We start from the raw sequence: 18292 nt of genomic DNA, 5'->3' as shown, positions 1-18292 counted from the left end.
GGACGAATCGGGCAACACGGCCGCGGGTGGCACCTGAGTACGGACTGCGTCAGGGCAGAATCGGGCCATGGCAACCACGGCGACGATCTATCACAACCCGCGCTGCAGCACGTCACGCAACACTTTGGCGCTGCTGAAGGAGAACGGACTCGAACCCACGGTCATCAAATATCTCGAGACTCCGCCGTCTCGCGACGAGCTGCGGTCGCTGCTCGATGCGGCAGGTCTCACACCGAGCCAGGCGATCCGGAAGAAGGAATCGCTCTACAAGGAGCTGAACCTCGCCGAGGCGTCCGAGGACGAACTGCTCGACGCGATGGTCGCGAACCCGATCCTCATCGAACGTCCGCTGGTCGTCACCGACAAGGGCACCGTGCTCGCGCGTCCGGTCGACAAGGTGCGCGAGATCCTCTGACGGCAGCTACAGGGCCGCCCGCGAGAGCGGGCACGACATGCATCGCGGACCGCCGCGGCCGGAACCGAGTTCCGACCCGGCGATCCGCAGCACTTCGACCCCCGAGTCCTCGAGGCGGGTGTTCGTCTCGACATTGCGTTCGTACGCGACGACGACGCCGGGCGCCACGGCCAGCGTGTTGTTCCCGTCGTCCCACTGCTCACGCTCGGCGACAACGGAATCCAGACCGGTGTCGATGACGCGCAGTTTCTCGATCCCCATCGCATCGGCGGCGGCCTCGAGGAAGGGGCGCGGCCCCGAGATCTGCACCGCGCCGTTCTCGCGGTGGATGGCGAACGCCTGGAGGCTGTCCCGGATCGCCGGGTACATCACCACCGCGTCGACGTCGACCATCGTGCACACGGTGTCGAGGTGCATCGACGCCCGTCGCTGCTCGATCGGCACCGCCAGCACGGTGTGCGCGAGCCCGTCGTCGAAGGCGCTGCGCGCCAACGCTTCCGCACCGGCCGGACTGGTCCTCTCCCCCACCCCCACGGCGACGACGCCGGGCGCGAGGAGCAACACGTCGCCGCCCTCGACGGGCGCGGTGTGCGATTCGTACGCGCGGCGCACGTGGAGGAACTGCGGATGGAAGGCGTAGATGAGGTCGGTGAGGCTGGTCTCGCGACGGCGTGCGGGCAAGGCCAGATTGGGGATCGCGACGCGTGACCCGATCCAGAACGACGAATCGCGCGTGAAGAGCAGGTTCGGCAGCGGGGCGATCGCGAAATCGGAACCGTGGTGCATCAGCCGCACGAGGGACGGGGCCGCGCCGCTGCCCACCGCGGGCAGCTCGTCGAAGGTCATGCCCGCGATGAGGATCCGGGCGAGCTCGGCAGCGGGCAGGGCACGCAGATGGCCCGTCAGCTCCTCCGCGAGCGCATGACCGAGACGCTGTGCGTCGACGGCCGACGACACGCTCTGCACCCGCGCGGCGCCGCTGGCCTCGAGTGTCTCGGTGAGCAGGTCCGCCAGCAGGAACACCTCGACCCCGCGGCTGCGCAGCAGGTCGGCGAAGGCGTCGTGCTCCTCCTGGGCGCGCGCCACCCACGGCAGGGCGTCGAAGAGCAGCTGGTCGTTGTTGCGGGGCGTGAGGCGTTCGAGTTCGGCACCGGGCCGGTGCAGCATCACGGCGCGGAGTTCACCGACTTCGGACTCGACACCCCAGCGATGACTCATATGCTCACGGTATCGCGCAGAACGGCGGCAGCCGGGTCAGGCACGTCGAGTACGGCGACAACGATTGCGAAGAACACACCGATCCGAGAACACGAGGGAGATTTCATGGCCGACGACCCGCTCGGGTGCCTGGCACCGTTCGCCGGGCGCTGGACCGGAGGTGGCGACGGCCACTACCCCACCATCGACGACTTCGCGTACGACGAGACGATCGAGTTCGCCACCATCCCCGGCAAGCCGTTCCTGATGTACGTCAGCCGTACGCGGCACCGGACCGAGGGACGCCCGCTGCACACGGAGAACGGCTACCTGCGTCGCAGCGGCGACGACGTCGAACTGCTCGTCTCGCAGCCCACCGGGTTCGTCGAGATCCAGCGGGCCAGTCCGGCCGGCGGCGTGCTGGACTTCACCACCCTCACCCTGGAGCGCTCGCCCGAGGCCAAACCCGTGCACGAGGTCCGGCGGCGTTTCGAGGTCGACGGCGACACGCTGGTCTACGACTTCTGGATGGCCCACGCCGACACCCCGCTGACGCACCACCTGCACGCTGAGCTGCACCGCGCGTCGGAGTGAGTTCAGTGGATCCGGCCCCGCTCAGCGGGGTCGGATCCACCGAAATCACTTGGTGCCGACGACGCGACGGAAGTAGTCGTTGGCGGCCTGCATGACCAGGTTGTAGGGCGGTGCGAACTTACGCGCCCACCAGTAACCGAACCTGGTGTCGAACGACGTGTAGACCATGAAGCGGTTCTTCAGGATGCCGGCGACGATGCGCTCGGCCACCTTCTCGGGCGTCGCGGCGTGCCGGACGAACCGTTGGGTGAGCTTGCGGACCTCGGGGCGGTCGCGGTCGACGCCGACGATCTGCACGGTGTCGACGAGCGGTGTGCGCACGGCCCCCGGGACGACGAGCGAGACACCGATGCCGTCGCGCTTGAGGTCGAACCGCAGCACCTCCGATACCCCGCGCAGACCGAACTTGCTTGCGCTGTAGGCGGCATGCCACGGCAGGGCGAGCAGCCCGGCGGCAGAGGAGACGTTGACGATGTGCCCGCCGCGACCGGCCTCGATCATCGCCGGTACGAAGTTCTCGATGACGTGGATGGGCCCCATGAGGTTGACGTCCACCATGAGCTTCCAGTGCTCGTGCTTCAGCCGGTCGACGGTGCCCCACACCGATACTCCGGCGACGTTGGCGACGATGTCGAGCGACCCGCACGCCTCGTGCACGTCGCGGGCGAAGGCTGTGACGGCCTCGTAGTCGGAGATGTCGAGGGCGGCCGAGTGCAGGACGGTGCCGCCGCGTTCACGAACGCTGCGGACGACCTCGTCGAGGGCCTCCTCCTGCAGGTCGGTGAGCACCAGCCGGGCCCCGCGTTCGGAAGCGGCATGGGCCAGGGCGCGGCCGATTCCGCTGGCCGCGCCGGTCACAAGGAATTTGGTTCCGCGCAGGTCGGTGATCGCCATGGCGACACCCTAACGTCGCCGTGACGACACGACGCTCCGGCGCGCCACGGACGAACCGGATGCGCCGGAGCGAAGCGACTTGTGTGTCTGCGCGAAGCGACTTGTGGGCCGGAGTGTTCGTGTTCCACTCCGGGGACGGAACTCAGAGCCGCTGTGCCATCTCCTCCTGGTATTGCCGAATCGTGCGCTCGATCATCTCGACATCGTCGTGGCGATTCTCGCTGCGCGCGAGATCGGCGCGCTCGCGCAGTACCCGGATCGCCCGACGCAACTCGTCATCACTCATCCTGTGGTCCATGACACACAGTCTGCCGGGTTCGGCGTGGACCCGCCAGCGAATGCCTCCGCATACGACGAAAGCCCCGCCGAGGGCGGGGCTTTCGGGGGTGGAGCTGAGGGGAATCGAACCCCTGACCTCTTCGATGCGAACGAAGCGCGCTACCAACTGCGCCACAGCCCCGTAGGTTCCGAGGGAACCGACTCGCAAACTCTAGCAAACCACCCCGTTCATCACGAAATCGGAGTGTCGACGCAGGTGACGGACGATTTCACGGCCTGCTCCGAAGCCGGGTCGGGGCCCGCACCGATGCGGTGCGGGCCCCGCCGTAAGCGTCGCAGGACGATCATTCCCCCACTGCGCGGGGAACGACGTAGTCGCCGGACTCGTCGTCGCCGTCGCTCGCTCGGACGTCGTAGCCGTGGTCGATGCCGTAGTCGTCCTCGTAACGATCGAGATGTTCGAACTCCGGATCCTCGTCGTCGACCTCGAGGACCACGGCCCCCGGGCGACGCAGTCGCTGCGGAACGTCGTCGTGGCCGCCGCGGGCCCCCGCGCGGGACCGTTGCAGTCGTGCGAGGCGACGCCGCCGGATCTCCTGCTCGAGATGCACCTGGCGCCGCAGGTAGAACAGATAGGCGACGAGGGCCACGGCCGCGAGACCGGCGAGCCACCACATGACCGACGAGACGATCAGGGCGAGCGCCGAGGTCATGATCGCGGCGATCAGCAGGCCGAGGACGGCCCGCTGCCGGAATTCGTATCGTGCGGCGCTGGCGACCGCATCGGCGTGCGGGTCGAATCCGCCGCGGCCCCGGCGTTGCGGTGCGTGTGCGCGCACGGGCTCACGGTCGGGTGCTGCTTCGTCGTGGACGTCGGCCTCGTCGGAATCGATCTCCGGCCTGTCGTCGAGTTCAGTGTTCATGCGGTCCTCCGCGGGTGTGCGGTGCGTGCGGTCACGACTCGGACGCCAATGAGGATCGCTGCGGTGCCCGGCGGCCGGCCCTCGAGGGGCGATCGGCTCGTCGTCTCCGCGGTGCAGAACTCGAGTTGCGAGCGCGGCGTCGGTCGTCTGCCGGATTCGAGGACGCTTCGTGACCAGCATGGGCACCAGAACGAACAACCACACGGCAACGAGCCCGATCCACAGAAGCGAGTTCGGCATCCGGTGGTCCTCCCTCCAGTCGTCGCCCTACCAGCCCGTCGACGCCACCGACCTACATGAGGCTAACGGCATCACCGCGTTTACCTGTACAGAAACGCCGACTCGATCGACAACAGACGTCACTCGAGTCACGCGAAACCAACTGACACTTTCTTCACTCTAATCACAGAGATCCCACACGCGCTGGGGATTGTTACTCGAGTTGCGAGTAACCTGCGTTACATATCGAACGAACCCGACTCGAGACGGAAAGCGATCAGGACCAGGTCGCGCGACCGGCACGGACGAGGCGATCCGAGACCGAGCCCGGCACCTCTTCGACCGTCATCGCGACCAGCAGATGGTCGCGGAATCGGCCCTGGACGTCGAGGTAGCGCTTCAGCAGACCTTCCTCGCGGAAGCCGACGTTGCGCAGCACCGCGCGACTGGGCTCGTTCTCGGGCCGCACGGTGGCCTCGACGCGGTGCAGCCCGACCGGGCCGAAGCAGTGGTCGAGGCCCAGGGCGACGGCGGCGGTCGCGACACCGAGGCCGTTGACCTCCTTCTCCACCCAGTAGCCGATCCACGCCGAGCGCAGTGCTCCGCGCACGATGTTGCCCACCGTCAGCTGCCCGCAGAACCTGCCGTCCAGCTCGATGGCCATCGGCAGCATGAGGCCCTTGTGGGCCTCCGAGCGCAGACTCCGATAGAGCCCCGGCCACACCGAGATGTGGTGCCGCATGTCCCACGGCGCCTCCCCGGTCGGCTCCCACGGCTCGAGATGCGCACGATCACGCAGACGCAGACGGCTCCACGCCGCGGCGTCGCGCAGTCGGATCGATCGGACGGTCACCGTGCCCCCGGCCACCCGCAGCGGCCCGAGCTCGGCCGGCCAGCCGGGATGACGGGACATCAACCCCGCTGCCCGAGGAACGCCACGTCCACCGGGTCTCCCGTGCGGATTTCGGAGACCTCGGGATCGATGATGACGAGACAGTTCGCCTCGGCGAGGGTGGCGAGCAGATGCGACGACGAGCCCGCGGCGCCACCGAGCGCCTGCACGAGATAGTCGCCCGTCGTCTCGTCGCGCATGAGCTGGCCGCGCAGGAAACCCTTGCGACCGGGGATCGAGGTGATGGGGGCGACCGTGCGTGCCGAGACCACGCGGCGCATCGGCTGACGTCGGCCGAGCGCGATGCGGATCAGCGGCCGGACCATCACCTCGAAGACGACGAGCGCGCTCACCGGATTGGCGGGCAGCAGGAAGGTCGGCACCTCGTCGCGGCCGAGACGTCCGAAGCCCTGGACCGAGCCCGGATGCATCGCGATCCGCTCGACGCCCAGCTCGCCGAGATCGGACAGCGCCTCGCGAACCTCCTCGAGCGCACCGCCGCCCACGGCACCGGCGATCACGACGATCTCGGCGCGGATCAGCTGACCCTCGACGACCTCGCGCAGCCGCTTCGGGTCGGTACTGGCGATCCCGACCCGGTTGACGTCGGCTCCGGCATCACGCGCGGCCGCAGCCAGCGCGTAGGAGTTGACGTCGTAGACCTGTCCCGGTCCCGGGGTTCGATCGACGTCGACGAGTTCGCCACCGACGGAGATGACCGACAGTCGCGGGCGCGGATGGACGAGCACCTTGTCGCGGCCGACCGCGGCGAGCAGACCCACCTGGGCGGCCCCGATGATCGTCCCGGCCCGCACCGCGATGTCGCCGGGCTGGACGTCGTCGCCGGTGCGGCGCACGTAGTCGCCGGACCGCACCGGTTCGAGCACCTTGATGCGCGCCGCACCGCCGTCGGTGTTGTCGAGCGGCAGCACCGCGTCGGCGAGCGTCGGCAGCGGCGCACCGGTGTCGACGCGCACCGCCTGACGGGGCTGGAGACGGATCGGCTGACGCGAACCGGCACGCACCTCGCCCACGACCGGCAGCGTCACCTCGGCGGGTGCGGACCCACCGTCGGTGTCGGCCGGGGCCTGGAGGTCGACGCTGCGCACGGCGTATCCGTCGATCGCCGCCTGGTCGAATCCGGGTAGGGGTCGCTCGGTGACCACTTCCTCCGCGCACAGCAGACCCTGCGCCTCGGAAATGGCCACCCGGACCGGCCGGGGTGCGACTGCCGCCGCCGTGACCCTGGCCTGCTGATCCTCAACCGACCGCATACCGCTTCTCGTCCTCCAGCCCGTCCTGCAGTCAGCGCTTCAGGCGCTCGATGAGCCACTCGCGCAGCGAGGGCCCGTACTCTTCGGTGTTCAGCGCCGAGTCAACCGCAGCGCGCAGATAGCCTCCGGGATTTCCGAGGTCGTGTCGGGTTCCGCGGTGCACCACCACGTGGACGGGGTGGCCCTCGGAGATGAGCAGGGCGATGGCGTCGGTGAGCTGCAGCTCTCCCCCGGCTCCGGGCTCGATGCGACGCAGTGCGTCGAAGATCGCCCGGTCGAGCAGATAGCGGCCGGCGGCAGCGAAGGTCGACGGTGCGTCCTCCACGACCGGCTTCTCGACCATCCCGAGAACCTTGAGCACGTCGGGGTTGACGGCGTCCGGGACGACCTCGACGTCGAAGACGCCGTACGCGCTGACCTGTTCCTTGGGCACGTCGATCGCGCACAGCACGGAACCGCCGCGCTTGGCGCGGACGCGCTGCATCGTCTCGAGCACGCCGACGGGCAGCACGAGGTCGTCGGGCAGCAGCACGGCGATCGCGTCCTCGTCGGGATCGAGCGCCTCCTCGGCGCACGCCACGGCGTGACCGAGGCCGAGCGGCTTCTCCTGGACCACGGACTCGACCTCGAGCAGCCCCTGGGCCTTGCGGACCTTGGCGAGGAGCTCGTACTTGCCCTTCTCCTCGAGCTTGGACTCGAGGACGAGGTCCTCGACGAAGTGCGCGACCACGCCGTCCTTGCCCGGCGCCGTCACGATGAGAAGGCGTTCGGCGCCCGACTCCGCGGCTTCACCCGCCACGAGCTCGATGCCGGGCGTATCGACCACCGGAAGGAGTTCCTTCGGGACCGTCTTGGTCGCGGGAAGGAACCGCGTCCCCATACCTGCTGCGGGGACAACCGCGGTCTTGAAATGCCGCGTGCCTCCGGTCGTACTGTTCGTCATAGACTCCCACCCTAAACTTCGGCCACCGAGGACGGTGGTTCGGCGATCGTAAGGCGCAGACATGCCCCCACCCCCGAAAGCGGTCTGGCGTGACCGCATTCTTACAGCTCGGCGTGAGCTGAGTGCCGCCAGGCGCAGAATCGAGGACACCGCGCTCGCCACGGTGGCCTCGACGCTCGCCCCGGCGGGGTCGGTGGTGTGCGCATACGTGCCGGTGGGTTCGGAGCCCGGATCCATCGCACTCCTCGATGCCCTGACCGAGGCCGGAGCAACCGTGCTCGTCCCGGTGACACGCACCGGTGAACCACTGTCGTGGGCCCGCTACATGGGCGAGAAGACGCTGATGGCGGCCGATTTCGGGCTCCGCGAGCCGGGCGGTGAGATCTACCCGCCCGAGGCGGTGGCGGAGGCTCACACGGTGCTCGTCCCGGCACTGGCGGTCGACGTGCGGGGCGTGCGACTCGGTCGCGGCGCCGGCTTCTACGACCGCACCTTGCACCTCGCCTCACCCGAGGCCGTGATCATCGCGGTGGTCCGCGACGAAGAGCTCGTCGACGAACTCCCCGAGGACCCCCACGACATCCGTATGGGATGGGCGCTGACACCCGGGAAAGGGCTGGTCCGGCTCGGTAGCGACGACCGTGCGGAACAACACACTCCCTAGCGCTGTTGGCACTGTCGGCGGTAGAGTGCCAAAACTGCAGTACTACGAAAACTGCGGTTCGACGAACTGGCGGAGGATCACCGGTGCCCACCTACTCATATGCCTGCACGGCCTGCGACAACAAGTTCGACATCGTGCAGTCTTTCAGCGACGACTCCCTGACCGAATGCCCGCAGTGCGAAGGCAAGCTGCGCAAGCTCTTCAACTCGGTCGGCATCGTGTTCAAGGGCAGCGGCTTCTACCGCACCGACTCCCGCAGCGGCAGCACTGCGAGCGAATCCGCGTCGACGAGCTCGAGCAGCTCCTCGTCCAGCGACAGCAGCTCGTCGTCGAGCAGCACCTCCTCGGCTCCGGCTGCCGCCGCGAGCTGACCTTCCCGGACTCCCTTGTCCACAGGCGGTCGAGTCATCCACAGACCGCCGGTTCCGAGGGCTCATCGGGGCCGACAGGGCATCCCCACCTCCTAGGTTCGGGGCATGTCCGTCGGCCCCTTCCCGTTCCTCCGGCGTGAGAGCGCGCGTCCGCACCGCTCGCACTCCTCTGCGGGCGCCTCGCTGCAGCCCACGCTCCCCGACCGGTTCGTCGAACTCCTCCGCCCCGGCCGGTCGCGCATCGTCCGGGCCCGCCGGATCGCTGCCGGACTCCTCGCCGCCCTTGCGGTGATCCTCGCCCTGCGCGGCGACCCCGACACCGATCGTGCGACGGTTGTCGTCGCGGCTCACGATCTCGCGCCCGGGCACACCCTCACGGCCGACGATGTCGCTCACGTGGAGCGCGATCGGTCCACTGTGGTCGCCGGGACCCTGCACCACGTCGACGACGCCCTGGGCCACACTCTCGCCGGCCCCGTGCCGGCCGGTGAACCGCTCGTCGACGCCCGTCTCCTCGGCCCCCGTCTCGCCGCAGCCGCCACCGGCTCCACCGAGGCCCGCGTGGTGCCCATCCGGCTCGCCGACGCGGGTGTGAGCGAACTGCTCCGCGAAGGCGACCGCGTCGACGTCCTCACGGTCACGGAGACCGAGGACGGCCCCCTGCCCGGCGCGCACGTCCTCGCCCGGGGTGCGGTGGTGGTGCTGGCCGAATCCGGCGGGTCGGCGCGGGATCGGAACGAGCGGGTCGTGCTGGTCGCACTGGAGCCCGAACCTGCCACGGCGGTCGCGGCGGCATCGCTCGTCAGTGCTCTGACCGTCACGCTGCACTGAGCATCCGCTCGTTTCCCAGCGCAACCGCCACGAGGAACCGACCTCGCGGTTTATCGTGTGGACGTCCGTGTGACCTACCTCATGTGCGCGGTTCCGGCGGACAGGCCGCGAGAAGGAGCACACCATGCTGAAGGGCTTCAAGGACTTCATACTCAGGGGCAACGTCCTCGATCTCGCCGTCGCGGTCGTGGTCGGTGCCGCATTCACCGCTATCGTCACGGCCTTCACCGAGTACATCATCGAACCGCTCATCAGCGCGGTGGGCGGCGACAACGAGATGGGCTGGGGATTCCAGATCCTGAGCGACAATCCCGCGACGTTCATCAACATCGGCGCGGTGATCTCCGCGATCATCAACTTCATCATCATCGCCGCGGTCGTGTACTTCGTGCTCATCGTCCCTGCCAACGCGGCGAAGAAGAAGTTCGTCACCGAACCGGAGGACAAGCAGGCCAGCGCCGAGGACCTGCTCATCCAGATCCGCGACATCCTCGAAGCCCAGGCCGCCCAGTCGGGTCAGGGCGGCGCCCATGCCAAGCCCAACCCCGGAATCGAGTAGGCGCCCGACGACGAAGAAGACCGGGCCCGCTCGAGATTCGAGCGGGCCCGGTCTTCCGTGCTGTGTTCGGCGTGAGCCGGACGTCTACTACTCAGACGGTCCAGGGAGCACCGTAGGTGGTGACGTTGTCGCCGTTGGCCGTGATGGCGCGGACGAACGGACGGACCTGGACAGCGCCGAGGACGCCGGACGCGGTGCCGTGGACGTTCGAGAACTGAACGGTCTTGAAATCACCGTCGAACTCGCCCTCGGCGACGACGAGCTCCTCGATGCCCGGAGCCGGGGTCAGCTCGAGCTCGGCGTAAGCCTGGGGGAGGATGTCGGTCACCTTCACGGTGGTGTCCGACTTGAAGTCCACACCGAGACCGGGGGTCGAGTAGGTGACGCCGATGGCACCGTCGATGCTGCCGGCCCACGCGAACTGGTAACCGAACTGGAAGGTGGTGCCCTCCGCGTCGGCAGCGCCCTCACCGATGAGGTTGGCGGTGCCGCGGCCGTTGTGGAAGAACTCGCGGTTGAACGGGCTGCCACCGAGAGCCGGAACACCCTGGATGAAGGTGTCCTCCTGGGTCACGACGACCTCGAGTCCGTCCGAGACGATGCGGTTCTGGTCGTTGACCTCGGCCGAAGCGGCGCCCGAGGCACCGAGCACCAGACCGAACACGGCGGCACCGGCGACAGCGGCGTTACGAGCGGCCTTGAAGCCACGCGACTTGATTCCCATGATTACTCCGTTTGTGGTGGTGGGGATTTCTTGCGGGATGGCGCGGAGCAGGACTAGAGGGTCCAGACCTGGCCGTAGGTGGTGACGTTGTCGCCGTTCTCAGTGATCACACGAACGAACGGACGGAGAGAGACCGGACCGATGACACCGGTGGCGGCACCGTGGACGTTGGCGATCTGGACTTCCTTGAAGTCACCGTCGAACTCGCCTTCAGCGACGACGATTTCTTCAATGCCGGGCGCCGGAGTCAGATCGATCGCAGCTGTGACCTGAGGAAGGAGACCCGAAGTGACCAGTGCGTCCTCTGCATAAGGGGCAGGGCTCGTCTTGTCATTGGGGATGTACAGCGGTTTACCCTCCGCCGTTCCATCATCGGTCGCAGGAACGCGATCTTTCTCGTCCACAACGTTTCCGTCGTAATCGACGTACTTGTCCTCATCGTTGGTGTTCCACACCTGATCGAACTGGTCGACGTTCTCGATGCCGCGCGTGGCCTCCAACTCCAGCTGAGGGCTTGCCCAACCGAAGCCGAGTGCGCCGTCGAGCGAGGCGGTCCACGCGACCTGGTAACCGAACTGGAAGGTCGAACCTTCGAAGTCCGCCGCCTCGGGGCCGACGATGTTGGCGATGCCGCGACCGTTGTGGAACCACTCACGGCTCAGCGGGCTGCCGCCGATCGGGGGCACACCGTTGATGAAGGTGTCCTCCTGCGTGACGATGACCTCGTGGCCGTTGGAGACGATCCGGTTCTGGTCGTTGACCTCGGCACCTGCGGCGCCGGCCGATCCGAGAACCAGACCGGCCACAGCAGCTGCCGCCACCGTGGCGTTGCGGGCGGCCCGAAAGCCACGTCGCGTCTGAATCTTCATGAATGCCTCATCCGTTCTCTGCGTGCCGGGTTGCGCACCGCGTCCGACAACAAGTGGTCGCCCTGTCGCCCGCGGGTCGCTGTCCACAGCGAACACACCGGCGGATCAGCCGTCGGTGTGTCGGTTACGTCCATCGTCCGCACGGTTTTGCGTTACCGATTCGTGATCGAGCCCGGGCCGCAGGGCCCGGGCTCGACCGGTTTGAACCTGAGAGGGAGATTAGACCGTGACCTTTCCCAGAGCAACGGCTCGGAAATGTAACGCGGAGGGCTCGAGACGGCTCGTGAGACCCGTGGGAACACACAAAATGTTCACGAAACGGACACGTCGGCATTGCACGCCGACACGCCGGACAACATGCGCGCTGTACGGCACATTTTTCGATTTGCCCAGGTAGGGCGACTCGAGGCTTTCGCCCGCCGTGTCCCGAAGGGTGCCCTCAGCGACCACTCGGCGCCTGCGCGTCCCACATCGTGGATCATGCCGAGTTGAACGAAATGTTGCATTGCCGTTTCTTTACGACCGACAACGAGTTCGAATCACCTCGAGGGCAACCCGGCAAATGTGACACACATCACGAGCCCGAGTGGTGAGGTGGTACCTGACGTCGCAGCCATTCGTCCGTTCCGCCCTCGCGCGGGTCGTCGTCCCGCCGTTCGTCGCGAGTGGTCTCGGGAAGCACGTCGCCGAAGATGCGCGCCAGCCGTGCCCGGTCGATCCGGGCACGGCTCGTGCGCTGTTCTTCGGTCACCTCGTCGGGCTGATCCGCGGGGTCGTCGGGTTCCTGCGGGTTCGCAGGATCGCCGTCCATGGCGTCACTCCTCCACCCAGGACAATTCTTCGATGACGTGCGCCGCGAGAGGCAGCAGGGTTGCCATCCCGTCGCGGATGGCGGGACGCGACGACGCGAGGTTCACCACGAGCGTCGATCCGGAGACTCCGACGAGGCCGCGGGAGAGGCCGGCGTCGACGGCACCCGACGCCAAGCCCGACGAGCGCAGCGCCTCGGCGATGCCGCGGATCTCGTGATCGAGCACGTCCTCGGTCGCGTCGGGCGTCACGTCGCGAGGGGTGACACCGGTGCCACCGATCGAGATCACCAGGTCGACGCCGCCGATCACCGCGGTGTTCAGCGCATTTCGGATCTCGACCTCATCTGCCGCGACCGTCACGACACCGTCGACCGCGAAACCGCCCTCGACGAGAAGCTCCGTGACGAGCGGACCCGCGGAGTCCGGACTGTCGCCGTGGGAGACGCGATCGTCGACGACGACGACGAGTGCGCGGCCTTTTCTGGGAGCTTCGAGTTCCATGAGGTCCACGGTAGTTTGCGGGTCGAGAGCATGCGGCTCTTGTACCGAAATGTGAGCTATGTCCATGTCGTCCCTCATCGTCCGGCGGAATCCGGGGCAGTCACGACGTCGACCGTGTTCTCGTCGCCGTCGGGTGTGCGGTAGGTGATCTTCACGGTCTCGCCGGGCGCGCGGGAGCGGATCGCGGCGATGAGCGAGTCGCCGTCGGTGACGACACGATCATCGATCCTGACGATGAGCGCGTTGTTCGGGATCCCCGCACGATCGGCCGGGCCGTCGGGCACGACCTCCACGACGCGCGCGCCGTAGGCGTTGTCCCGCGACGGGACCTGGACGCCGATGATCGAGTGCGTCGCCTTCCCGGTGTCGACGAGTTCCTGCGCAATGCGCCGGGCCTGCTCGACGGGGATGGCGAAGCCGAGGCCGATCGAGCCGGACTGTCCGCCTGCCGTGGCGATCGCGGTGTTGATACCGACGAGGCGGCCTTCCATGTCGACGAGTGCGCCACCGGAGTTGCCCGGGTTGATCGCCGCGTCGGTCTGGATCGCGTCGATGACCGACGCCTGGTTGGCAGTGTCCCCACTCGTGGAGACGGGACGGTTGAGGGCCGAGACGATGCCCGCCGTCACGGTGCTCTGAAGTCCGAGGGGCGAGCCCACCGCCACGACCTCCTGGCCGACGGCGAGGTTGTCGGCACTGCCGAGTTCGATGGGCGTGAGGTCGTTGCGACCCTCGGTCCGGATGACGGCGATGTCCGACACCGCGTCGGCGCCGACGACCGTCGCCGGAGCGGTGGAGCCGTCGGAGAAGAAGACCGTCAGGCGCGCACCCTGCCCACCGCCCGCCACGACGTGGTTGTTGGTGAGGATCAATCCGTCGGAGGACAGGACCACACCCGAACCCTCACCGGCACCCGTGCGACCGAGGACCTCGATGCGCACGACGCTCGGCACGACCCTGTCGGCGACGGCCTGCACGCTGCCCTCGGGAGCGGCGGCGATCGTCTGTGTCTCGGGCCGCGGAGCGTCGAGGGAGTTGACGACCGGTCCGGACGAGTCGCGTACCGACCACGCGCCGACCGCGCCACCGATACCGCCGCTCACCAGCGCCAGTGCGATGGCACCGATTACGAGGGTGGAACGGGCCGGCATGCGATTCGGTCCCGGAGCCGGCGGCGGAGGTCCGGGCTGGTGGGGGGTCTGCGCGTAGGGGTCGGTGTAGCCACCGGGACCGTACGGATGGGGTTGCGGTTGCGGTGCTCCCGCGCCGCGGGTGGGGTCCTCACTCATTCGTCACTTCGCCTTTTTCCGCCGGGGCCACCGGACGCATACGGGTCGACGTCGGCGTGCGGTGGCCGATGATGCGGGGTGCGTCGAGCACCTCCGCGCTTCTTCGTCCAGCATGGACCGGGCAGCTGAGAGTCGCCTCAGAAGTACCCGCGATTCTGCTGTCGAATTCATTCGATCTCGGTGGGGTGTGTCTCTCCGTCGAGGGCCGGTGTGCCGGGCAGCACGATGCGGATCAGCGCGCCGCCCCGATTCGACCGTTCGACGGCGATCGTCCCGCCGTGCTTCGTGACCATCTGTCGCACGATGGCCAGTCCCAGACCGGATCCCGGCATCGACCGCGCGGTCGTCGCCCGGTAGAACCGTTCGAACACCAGTTCGCGTTCCTCCTCCGGGATCCCCGGGCCGGCGTCGTCGACGGTCAGCTCCATCAGACCGCTGGCGATCTGCCGCATGTTCACGACGACGTCCTCCCCCGCCGGGCTCCACTTGGCCGCGTTGTCGAGGACGTTGACCACGGCGCGGGTGAGTCCGGCCTGGTCGCCGAAGACGAACCACTGCTCGGTGGTCGCCCGGAACTCGATGTCGGTACGCCGTCGACGCGCACGTTCGAGGCTGCGGTCCACCACCTCGGCGACGTCGACGACCTCGAAGACCGTCTCCGGTGCATCCTCCCGAGCGAGGTCGACGAGATCGCCGACGAGCGTCGACAACTCCTCGATCTGGCCGATGACGTCGGCCCGCAGTTCGGCCATGTCCTCGTCGGGCAGGCTCGGTGCACCGGGACGGCTCGCCGCGATGAGCAGTTCCATGTTGGTCCGCAGCGAGGTCAGCGGTGTCTTCAGTTCGTGACCGGCGTCGGCGACCAGCCGGCTCTGCCGTTCCCGCGACTCGGCGAGGGCGCGCAGCATCATGTTGAAGCTCTCGGTGAGACGAGCGAGCTCGTCGTGGCCGGTCACCCGGATCGGCCGCAGGTCGTCGGTGCGGGCGACCCGCTCGGCGGCGGCGGTGAGCCGGGCGACGGGACGCAGACCCGTGCGGCCGACCGTCGCACCCACGGCGGCGGCGAGCACCACCCCGCAACCGCCCACGATGAACAGCACACTCGCCAGGCGGTTGAGGATCTCGACGGTGGGACGCAGTCGCTGTGCGATCACGACCGTGCTGCCGTCGGGCATGCGCTGGGCCAGTACGCGCTGCTGGGCGACGGTGCGAAGCGACGACTCACGGTCGCCCTCGGCCACCGCCAGTTCGGATTCGCCGATGGGGACCGACGAGCCCGGCGGCACGTACCTGCCGAGATCCGGATAGATCAGGGCGACGCTGATGTCGGAGCTGTAGAGCTGGGCCCCGCCGATATAGCGCGGGTCGTAGGTGATGAGGGTGCTCGACTCGACGAGCGCGGCGGCCCGCGCCCGCAACTGGGTGTCGACCTCGGAATATAACGCCCGTGACACCACGGCGTAGGCCGCGATGGACGTGACGGCGACGGCGAGCGCCACCGCGCCGGCCGCGAGGAGCGTGACGCGGGTGCGCAGCGGCACCGAGCGGGTCAGGAGAAGAGGTGGTCGCATCGGGTCGCTCACGGCGGGGTCTCGCGCAGCACGTACCCGACGCCGCGCACCGTGTGGATCAGGCGCGGTTCCCCACCGGCCTCGGTCTTGCGTCGCAGGTACCCCACGTAGACCTCGAGGGCGTTGCCGGAGGTCGGGAAGTCGTAACCCCACACCTCCTCGAGGATGCGGCTGCGCGTGAGCACCCTCCGCGGATTCGCCATGAGCATCTCCATCAGGGAGAACTCGGTGCGCGTGAGGCTGATCTGCCGGTCGCCACGGGTGACCTCGCGGGTCGCGGGGTCGAGGCTGAGGTCGGCGAACCGCAGCACCTCGTCGGCGGAGTTGTCCGGATCGGGAGTGGCGCGACGCAGCAGTGCCCGCAGCCGCGCGAGCAGTTCCTCGAGCGCGAACGGTTTCGGCAGGTAGTCGTCGGCACCGGCGTCGAGACCCGCGACCCGCTCGGACACGGAGTCGCGTGCGGTGAGGACGAGGATCGGCAGGTCGTCGCCGGTGCTGCGCAGCCGGCGGCACACCTCGAGGCCGTCGACGCGCGGCATCATCACGTCGAGCACCATCGCATCCGGACGCGACACCGCGACCTGTTCGAGGGCGTCCTGCCCGTCCGTCGCGAGGTCGACCGTGTATCCGTTGAAGCTCAGGGACCGGCGCAGCGACTCCCGCACCGCACGGTCGTCGTCGACCACCAGAATGCGCATGATCACCATTGTGGCCTGCCCCTACTGAGAGCGCGCTGAGAACCCGCGGTGGCGGGCGGGCTCTACGACTCAGTCGGTCCGGGGATCAACGTCACCCCTGTGCACGGCCTCGACGAGCCTGCGGGGCACCTTCACTGTCGTTCCGTCGACCGTGACCGGCACGAGATCGGGGACCTTCGCCGTCCACTGCGACCGGCGATGACGGGTGTTCGAGCGGGACTTCCTGCGTTTGGGGACTGCCATGTCGTTCTCCTTCGATGTCGGGAGGTTCGGGGATCAGGGTCGGCGCCGGCCGTACTTGCGCTCGAACTTCTCGACGCGACCGGCGGTGTCGAGCAGGCGGGCGGCGCCCGTCCAGAACGGGTGCGAGTCGCTCGTGACATCGACGACGATCAGCGGGTAGGTACGGCCGTCCGACCAGACGGTCGTGCGTTCGGATGTCGCGGTGGAACGGGTCAGGAAGGTGGCGCCGGTGTTGGCGTCCCGGAAGACCACGGGGTGGTAGTCGGGATGCAGGGCCGGTTTCATCGGTGTTCCTCTCTCTCGTTGTCGCGGCGGTCTGCCGGGAGGTCGTCACATGGGTCTTCGTGGAATCGACCGAAGGGGTCGTGCCAGGTCGGCCACAGGTCGGGGCGGTCGAACTCGTCGTCGGTCACGACTGCCGCACGCAGGGTGCGGTCGATGAGATCCGGGTCGGCGTCGTGGACGAGGACGACGATGCTCGTGTCCCGGTCGCCGTAGCGTTCGTCCCAGCGCAGCGACGCCATCGCGCGGCGTTCCGGCGGGATCTCGCGCTGTTGCTCGGGAGTCATCGACACGAGCCACGGCCCGGCATGAGCGACCCGCAGTCCTCCACCGGCGGATTCGACGAGCAGCGCATTGTCGGGTTGGGTGGCGACCCACAGTCGCCCTCGGGCGCGCACGACGCCGTCGAGCAGCACGTCGATCGCGTGGTGGAGACGTTCCGGATGGAACGGCCGGTCGGCGGAGAACTCGACGAGGCGGATTCCGCAGTCGTCGTCGAGGGGCGGTTGACCTCGTAGGAGAGGCGAGTGCGCCCCGTCGATCGTCCCCCGACGGGCGGTGGCGGGTATCTCGCGGAGGAGCCGCTCGACGTCCGGTTCCCCCGCCCACGCGATCGGCGCGTCCGGGGCGAGTCGGGTGAGCACCGCGTGCAGGCGTGCCTGCTGCCAGCCGTCCGCTCCCGGAAGCACCACCAACGCATCGGCGAACTCGACCTGGCCGACGACGACCTGCGCCAGGGTGCGGTCGTCGTCGACACGCTCGTTCAGTTCGTCGTCGCCCGTCGCGTCCTCGAGCCAGGTCGCGGCGTCGAGGCAGGTCACGACGCCGTCCACTCGGACATCGAGGGACGCGGGTCCGTCGACACGACCGACGATCCCGCTCACCACGACATGTTCGACTGCCCAGCACAGTGCCTCGGGTTCGAGTTGCGGGTCGAGGTGCAGCACGATCCGGTCGACGCTGCTGTAGTCGCGCATGCGGCGCAGAAGCGGCAGCAGATCCTCGCGCAGCGTGCAGGAGACGCACCCGTGCGCGAGTTCGAGGATCTCGGTGCGTTCGCCCTCGACGGTGAGCACTGAGCGGCGGAGTACGCCCTGGTCGAGACCGGACAGGTCGTGGTGGACGACCGCGGTGCCCGGACGCAGGAGCGACCGCGCGACCTGCGCAGTCCGTCCGCGCCATCCGCAGACGATGACGAGCGGCGTCCTGGTGTCCACAGGACTCCTTTCGATAACGATTGTCATTAAC

General features: G+C 68.3%; 23 protein-coding genes and 1 tRNA gene. 6 read left to right on the top strand and 18 right to left on the bottom strand.

What is annotated here, in order from left to right; translation table 11 throughout:
• Positions 1–67: 67 nt before the first annotated feature.
• Complete coding sequence (gene arsC / locus U9J23_RS05270) at positions 68–415, top strand: arsenate reductase (glutaredoxin) (RefSeq protein ID WP_085468971.1); 348 nt, start codon at positions 68–70, stop codon at positions 413–415.
• A 6-nt stretch (positions 416–421) separates the two neighbouring features.
• Here the strand turns inward: arsC and arcA are convergent, their stop codons facing one another.
• A complete protein-coding gene (arcA, locus tag U9J23_RS05265) occupies positions 422–1633 on the bottom strand; it encodes an arginine deiminase (RefSeq protein ID WP_326601724.1) in 1212 nt (403 codons plus the stop codon).
• A 105-nt stretch (positions 1634–1738) separates the two neighbouring features.
• On the opposite strand from arcA, the gene U9J23_RS05260 reads away from it, so the two are divergent.
• Positions 1739–2206, top strand: coding sequence for an FABP family protein (locus U9J23_RS05260; protein ID WP_145708460.1), 468 nt, complete (start codon positions 1739–1741; stop codon positions 2204–2206).
• 45 nt (positions 2207–2251) lie between these two features.
• On the opposite strand, the gene U9J23_RS05255 is transcribed toward U9J23_RS05260, so the two are convergent.
• From U9J23_RS05255 to U9J23_RS05225, 7 genes are all read right to left on the bottom strand, one after another.
• Positions 2252–3100 (bottom strand): SDR family oxidoreductase, encoded by an 849-nt coding sequence (locus U9J23_RS05255; RefSeq protein WP_059381670.1) that lies wholly within the window; start codon positions 3098–3100, stop codon positions 2252–2254.
• Between the two features lie 142 nt (positions 3101–3242).
• The gene (locus U9J23_RS05250; protein WP_153811617.1) at positions 3243–3386 is read right to left on the bottom strand and encodes a hypothetical protein; all 144 of its coding nucleotides are present in this window, start codon (positions 3384–3386) and stop codon (positions 3243–3245) included.
• Positions 3387–3487: 101 nt separating this feature from the next.
• Positions 3488–3560: transfer RNA gene (locus U9J23_RS05245), tRNA-Ala, on the bottom strand.
• A 163-nt stretch (positions 3561–3723) separates the two neighbouring features.
• Positions 3724–4542: a divisome protein SepX/GlpR gene (gene sepX / locus U9J23_RS05240; RefSeq protein ID WP_145708463.1), complete on the bottom strand. Its 819-nt coding sequence runs from the start codon at positions 4540–4542 to the stop codon at positions 3724–3726.
• A gap of 256 nt (positions 4543–4798) precedes the next feature.
• A complete protein-coding gene (locus tag U9J23_RS05235; protein WP_085468974.1) occupies positions 4799–5434 on the bottom strand; it encodes a GNAT family N-acetyltransferase in 636 nt (211 codons plus the stop codon).
• Positions 5434–6687 carry a molybdotransferase-like divisome protein Glp gene (glp, locus tag U9J23_RS05230; protein WP_326601716.1) on the bottom strand — a complete coding sequence of 418 codons (1254 nt, stop codon included), beginning with the start codon at positions 6685–6687 and terminating at the stop codon, positions 5434–5436. Before glp ends, U9J23_RS05235 begins: the two co-directional genes overlap by 1 nt.
• A 31-nt stretch (positions 6688–6718) precedes the next feature.
• A complete protein-coding gene (locus tag U9J23_RS05225) occupies positions 6719–7630 on the bottom strand; it encodes a UTP--glucose-1-phosphate uridylyltransferase (RefSeq protein ID WP_326601714.1) in 912 nt (303 codons plus the stop codon).
• A 61-nt stretch (positions 7631–7691) separates the two neighbouring features.
• Here U9J23_RS05225 and U9J23_RS05220 point away from each other — a divergent pair, with 61 nt between their 5' ends.
• The 4 genes from U9J23_RS05220 to mscL all read left to right on the top strand — a co-directional run bounded on the left by U9J23_RS05220 (position 7692) and on the right by mscL (position 10055).
• Positions 7692–8294 (top strand): 5-formyltetrahydrofolate cyclo-ligase, encoded by a 603-nt coding sequence (locus tag U9J23_RS05220; RefSeq protein ID WP_059381675.1) that lies wholly within the window; start codon positions 7692–7694, stop codon positions 8292–8294.
• 83 nt (positions 8295–8377) lie between these two features.
• Positions 8378–8665 carry an FmdB family zinc ribbon protein gene (locus U9J23_RS05215; RefSeq protein WP_016692918.1) on the top strand — a complete coding sequence of 96 codons (288 nt, stop codon included), beginning with the start codon at positions 8378–8380 and terminating at the stop codon, positions 8663–8665.
• 105 nt (positions 8666–8770) lie between these two features.
• Positions 8771–9496: an SAF domain-containing protein gene (locus U9J23_RS05210; protein ID WP_059381676.1), complete on the top strand. Its 726-nt coding sequence runs from the start codon at positions 8771–8773 to the stop codon at positions 9494–9496.
• Between the two features lie 124 nt (positions 9497–9620).
• Entirely contained in the window at positions 9621–10055 is a 435-nt protein-coding gene (mscL, locus tag U9J23_RS05205) for a large-conductance mechanosensitive channel protein MscL (RefSeq protein ID WP_272267685.1), read from the top strand.
• A gap of 91 nt (positions 10056–10146) precedes the next feature.
• Here mscL and U9J23_RS05200 read toward each other — a convergent pair whose 3' ends face one another.
• From U9J23_RS05200 to mrf, 10 genes are all read right to left on the bottom strand, one after another.
• On the bottom strand, positions 10147–10779 hold the full coding sequence (locus tag U9J23_RS05200) for an MspA family porin (RefSeq protein WP_272267682.1): 633 nt from the start codon (positions 10777–10779) through the stop codon (positions 10147–10149).
• A 53-nt stretch (positions 10780–10832) separates the two neighbouring features.
• Entirely contained in the window at positions 10833–11648 is an 816-nt protein-coding gene (locus tag U9J23_RS05195) for an MspA family porin (protein WP_272267843.1), read from the bottom strand.
• 574 nt (positions 11649–12222) lie between these two features.
• Positions 12223–12459 carry a hypothetical protein gene (locus U9J23_RS05190; protein ID WP_272267680.1) on the bottom strand — a complete coding sequence of 79 codons (237 nt, stop codon included), beginning with the start codon at positions 12457–12459 and terminating at the stop codon, positions 12223–12225.
• A 4-nt stretch (positions 12460–12463) separates the two neighbouring features.
• Positions 12464–12961 carry a MogA/MoaB family molybdenum cofactor biosynthesis protein gene (locus tag U9J23_RS05185; RefSeq protein ID WP_272267678.1) on the bottom strand — a complete coding sequence of 166 codons (498 nt, stop codon included), beginning with the start codon at positions 12959–12961 and terminating at the stop codon, positions 12464–12466.
• Between the two features lie 74 nt (positions 12962–13035).
• Positions 13036–14250, bottom strand: coding sequence for a S1C family serine protease (locus U9J23_RS05180; RefSeq protein WP_174479593.1), 1215 nt, complete (start codon positions 14248–14250; stop codon positions 13036–13038).
• 167 nt (positions 14251–14417) lie between these two features.
• Entirely contained in the window at positions 14418–15821 is a 1404-nt protein-coding gene (locus U9J23_RS05175; protein ID WP_229568261.1) for a HAMP domain-containing sensor histidine kinase, read from the bottom strand.
• 8 nt (positions 15822–15829) lie between these two features.
• Positions 15830–16519 carry a response regulator transcription factor gene (locus tag U9J23_RS05170; RefSeq protein WP_059381765.1) on the bottom strand — a complete coding sequence of 230 codons (690 nt, stop codon included), beginning with the start codon at positions 16517–16519 and terminating at the stop codon, positions 15830–15832.
• Between the two features lie 69 nt (positions 16520–16588).
• Positions 16589–16762, bottom strand: coding sequence for a 50S ribosomal protein L32 (gene rpmF, locus U9J23_RS05165; protein ID WP_088899222.1), 174 nt, complete (start codon positions 16760–16762; stop codon positions 16589–16591).
• 33 nt (positions 16763–16795) lie between these two features.
• Positions 16796–17047 (bottom strand): type B 50S ribosomal protein L31, encoded by a 252-nt coding sequence (locus U9J23_RS05160; protein WP_088899221.1) that lies wholly within the window; start codon positions 17045–17047, stop codon positions 16796–16798.
• Positions 17044–18261, bottom strand: coding sequence for a ribosome hibernation factor-recruiting GTPase MRF (gene mrf / locus U9J23_RS05155; RefSeq protein ID WP_160873862.1), 1218 nt, complete (start codon positions 18259–18261; stop codon positions 17044–17046). The genes U9J23_RS05160 and mrf overlap by 4 nt, the downstream gene beginning before the upstream one ends.
• Positions 18262–18292: the final 31 nt, after the last annotated feature.

Origin of the sequence: Rhodococcus sp. PD04 (assembly GCF_035918275.1) — a bacterium.
Lineage (GTDB): Bacteria > Actinomycetota > Actinomycetes > Mycobacteriales > Mycobacteriaceae > Rhodococcus > Rhodococcus rhodochrous.
This window is presented reverse-complemented; position numbering and strand designations above follow the sequence as displayed.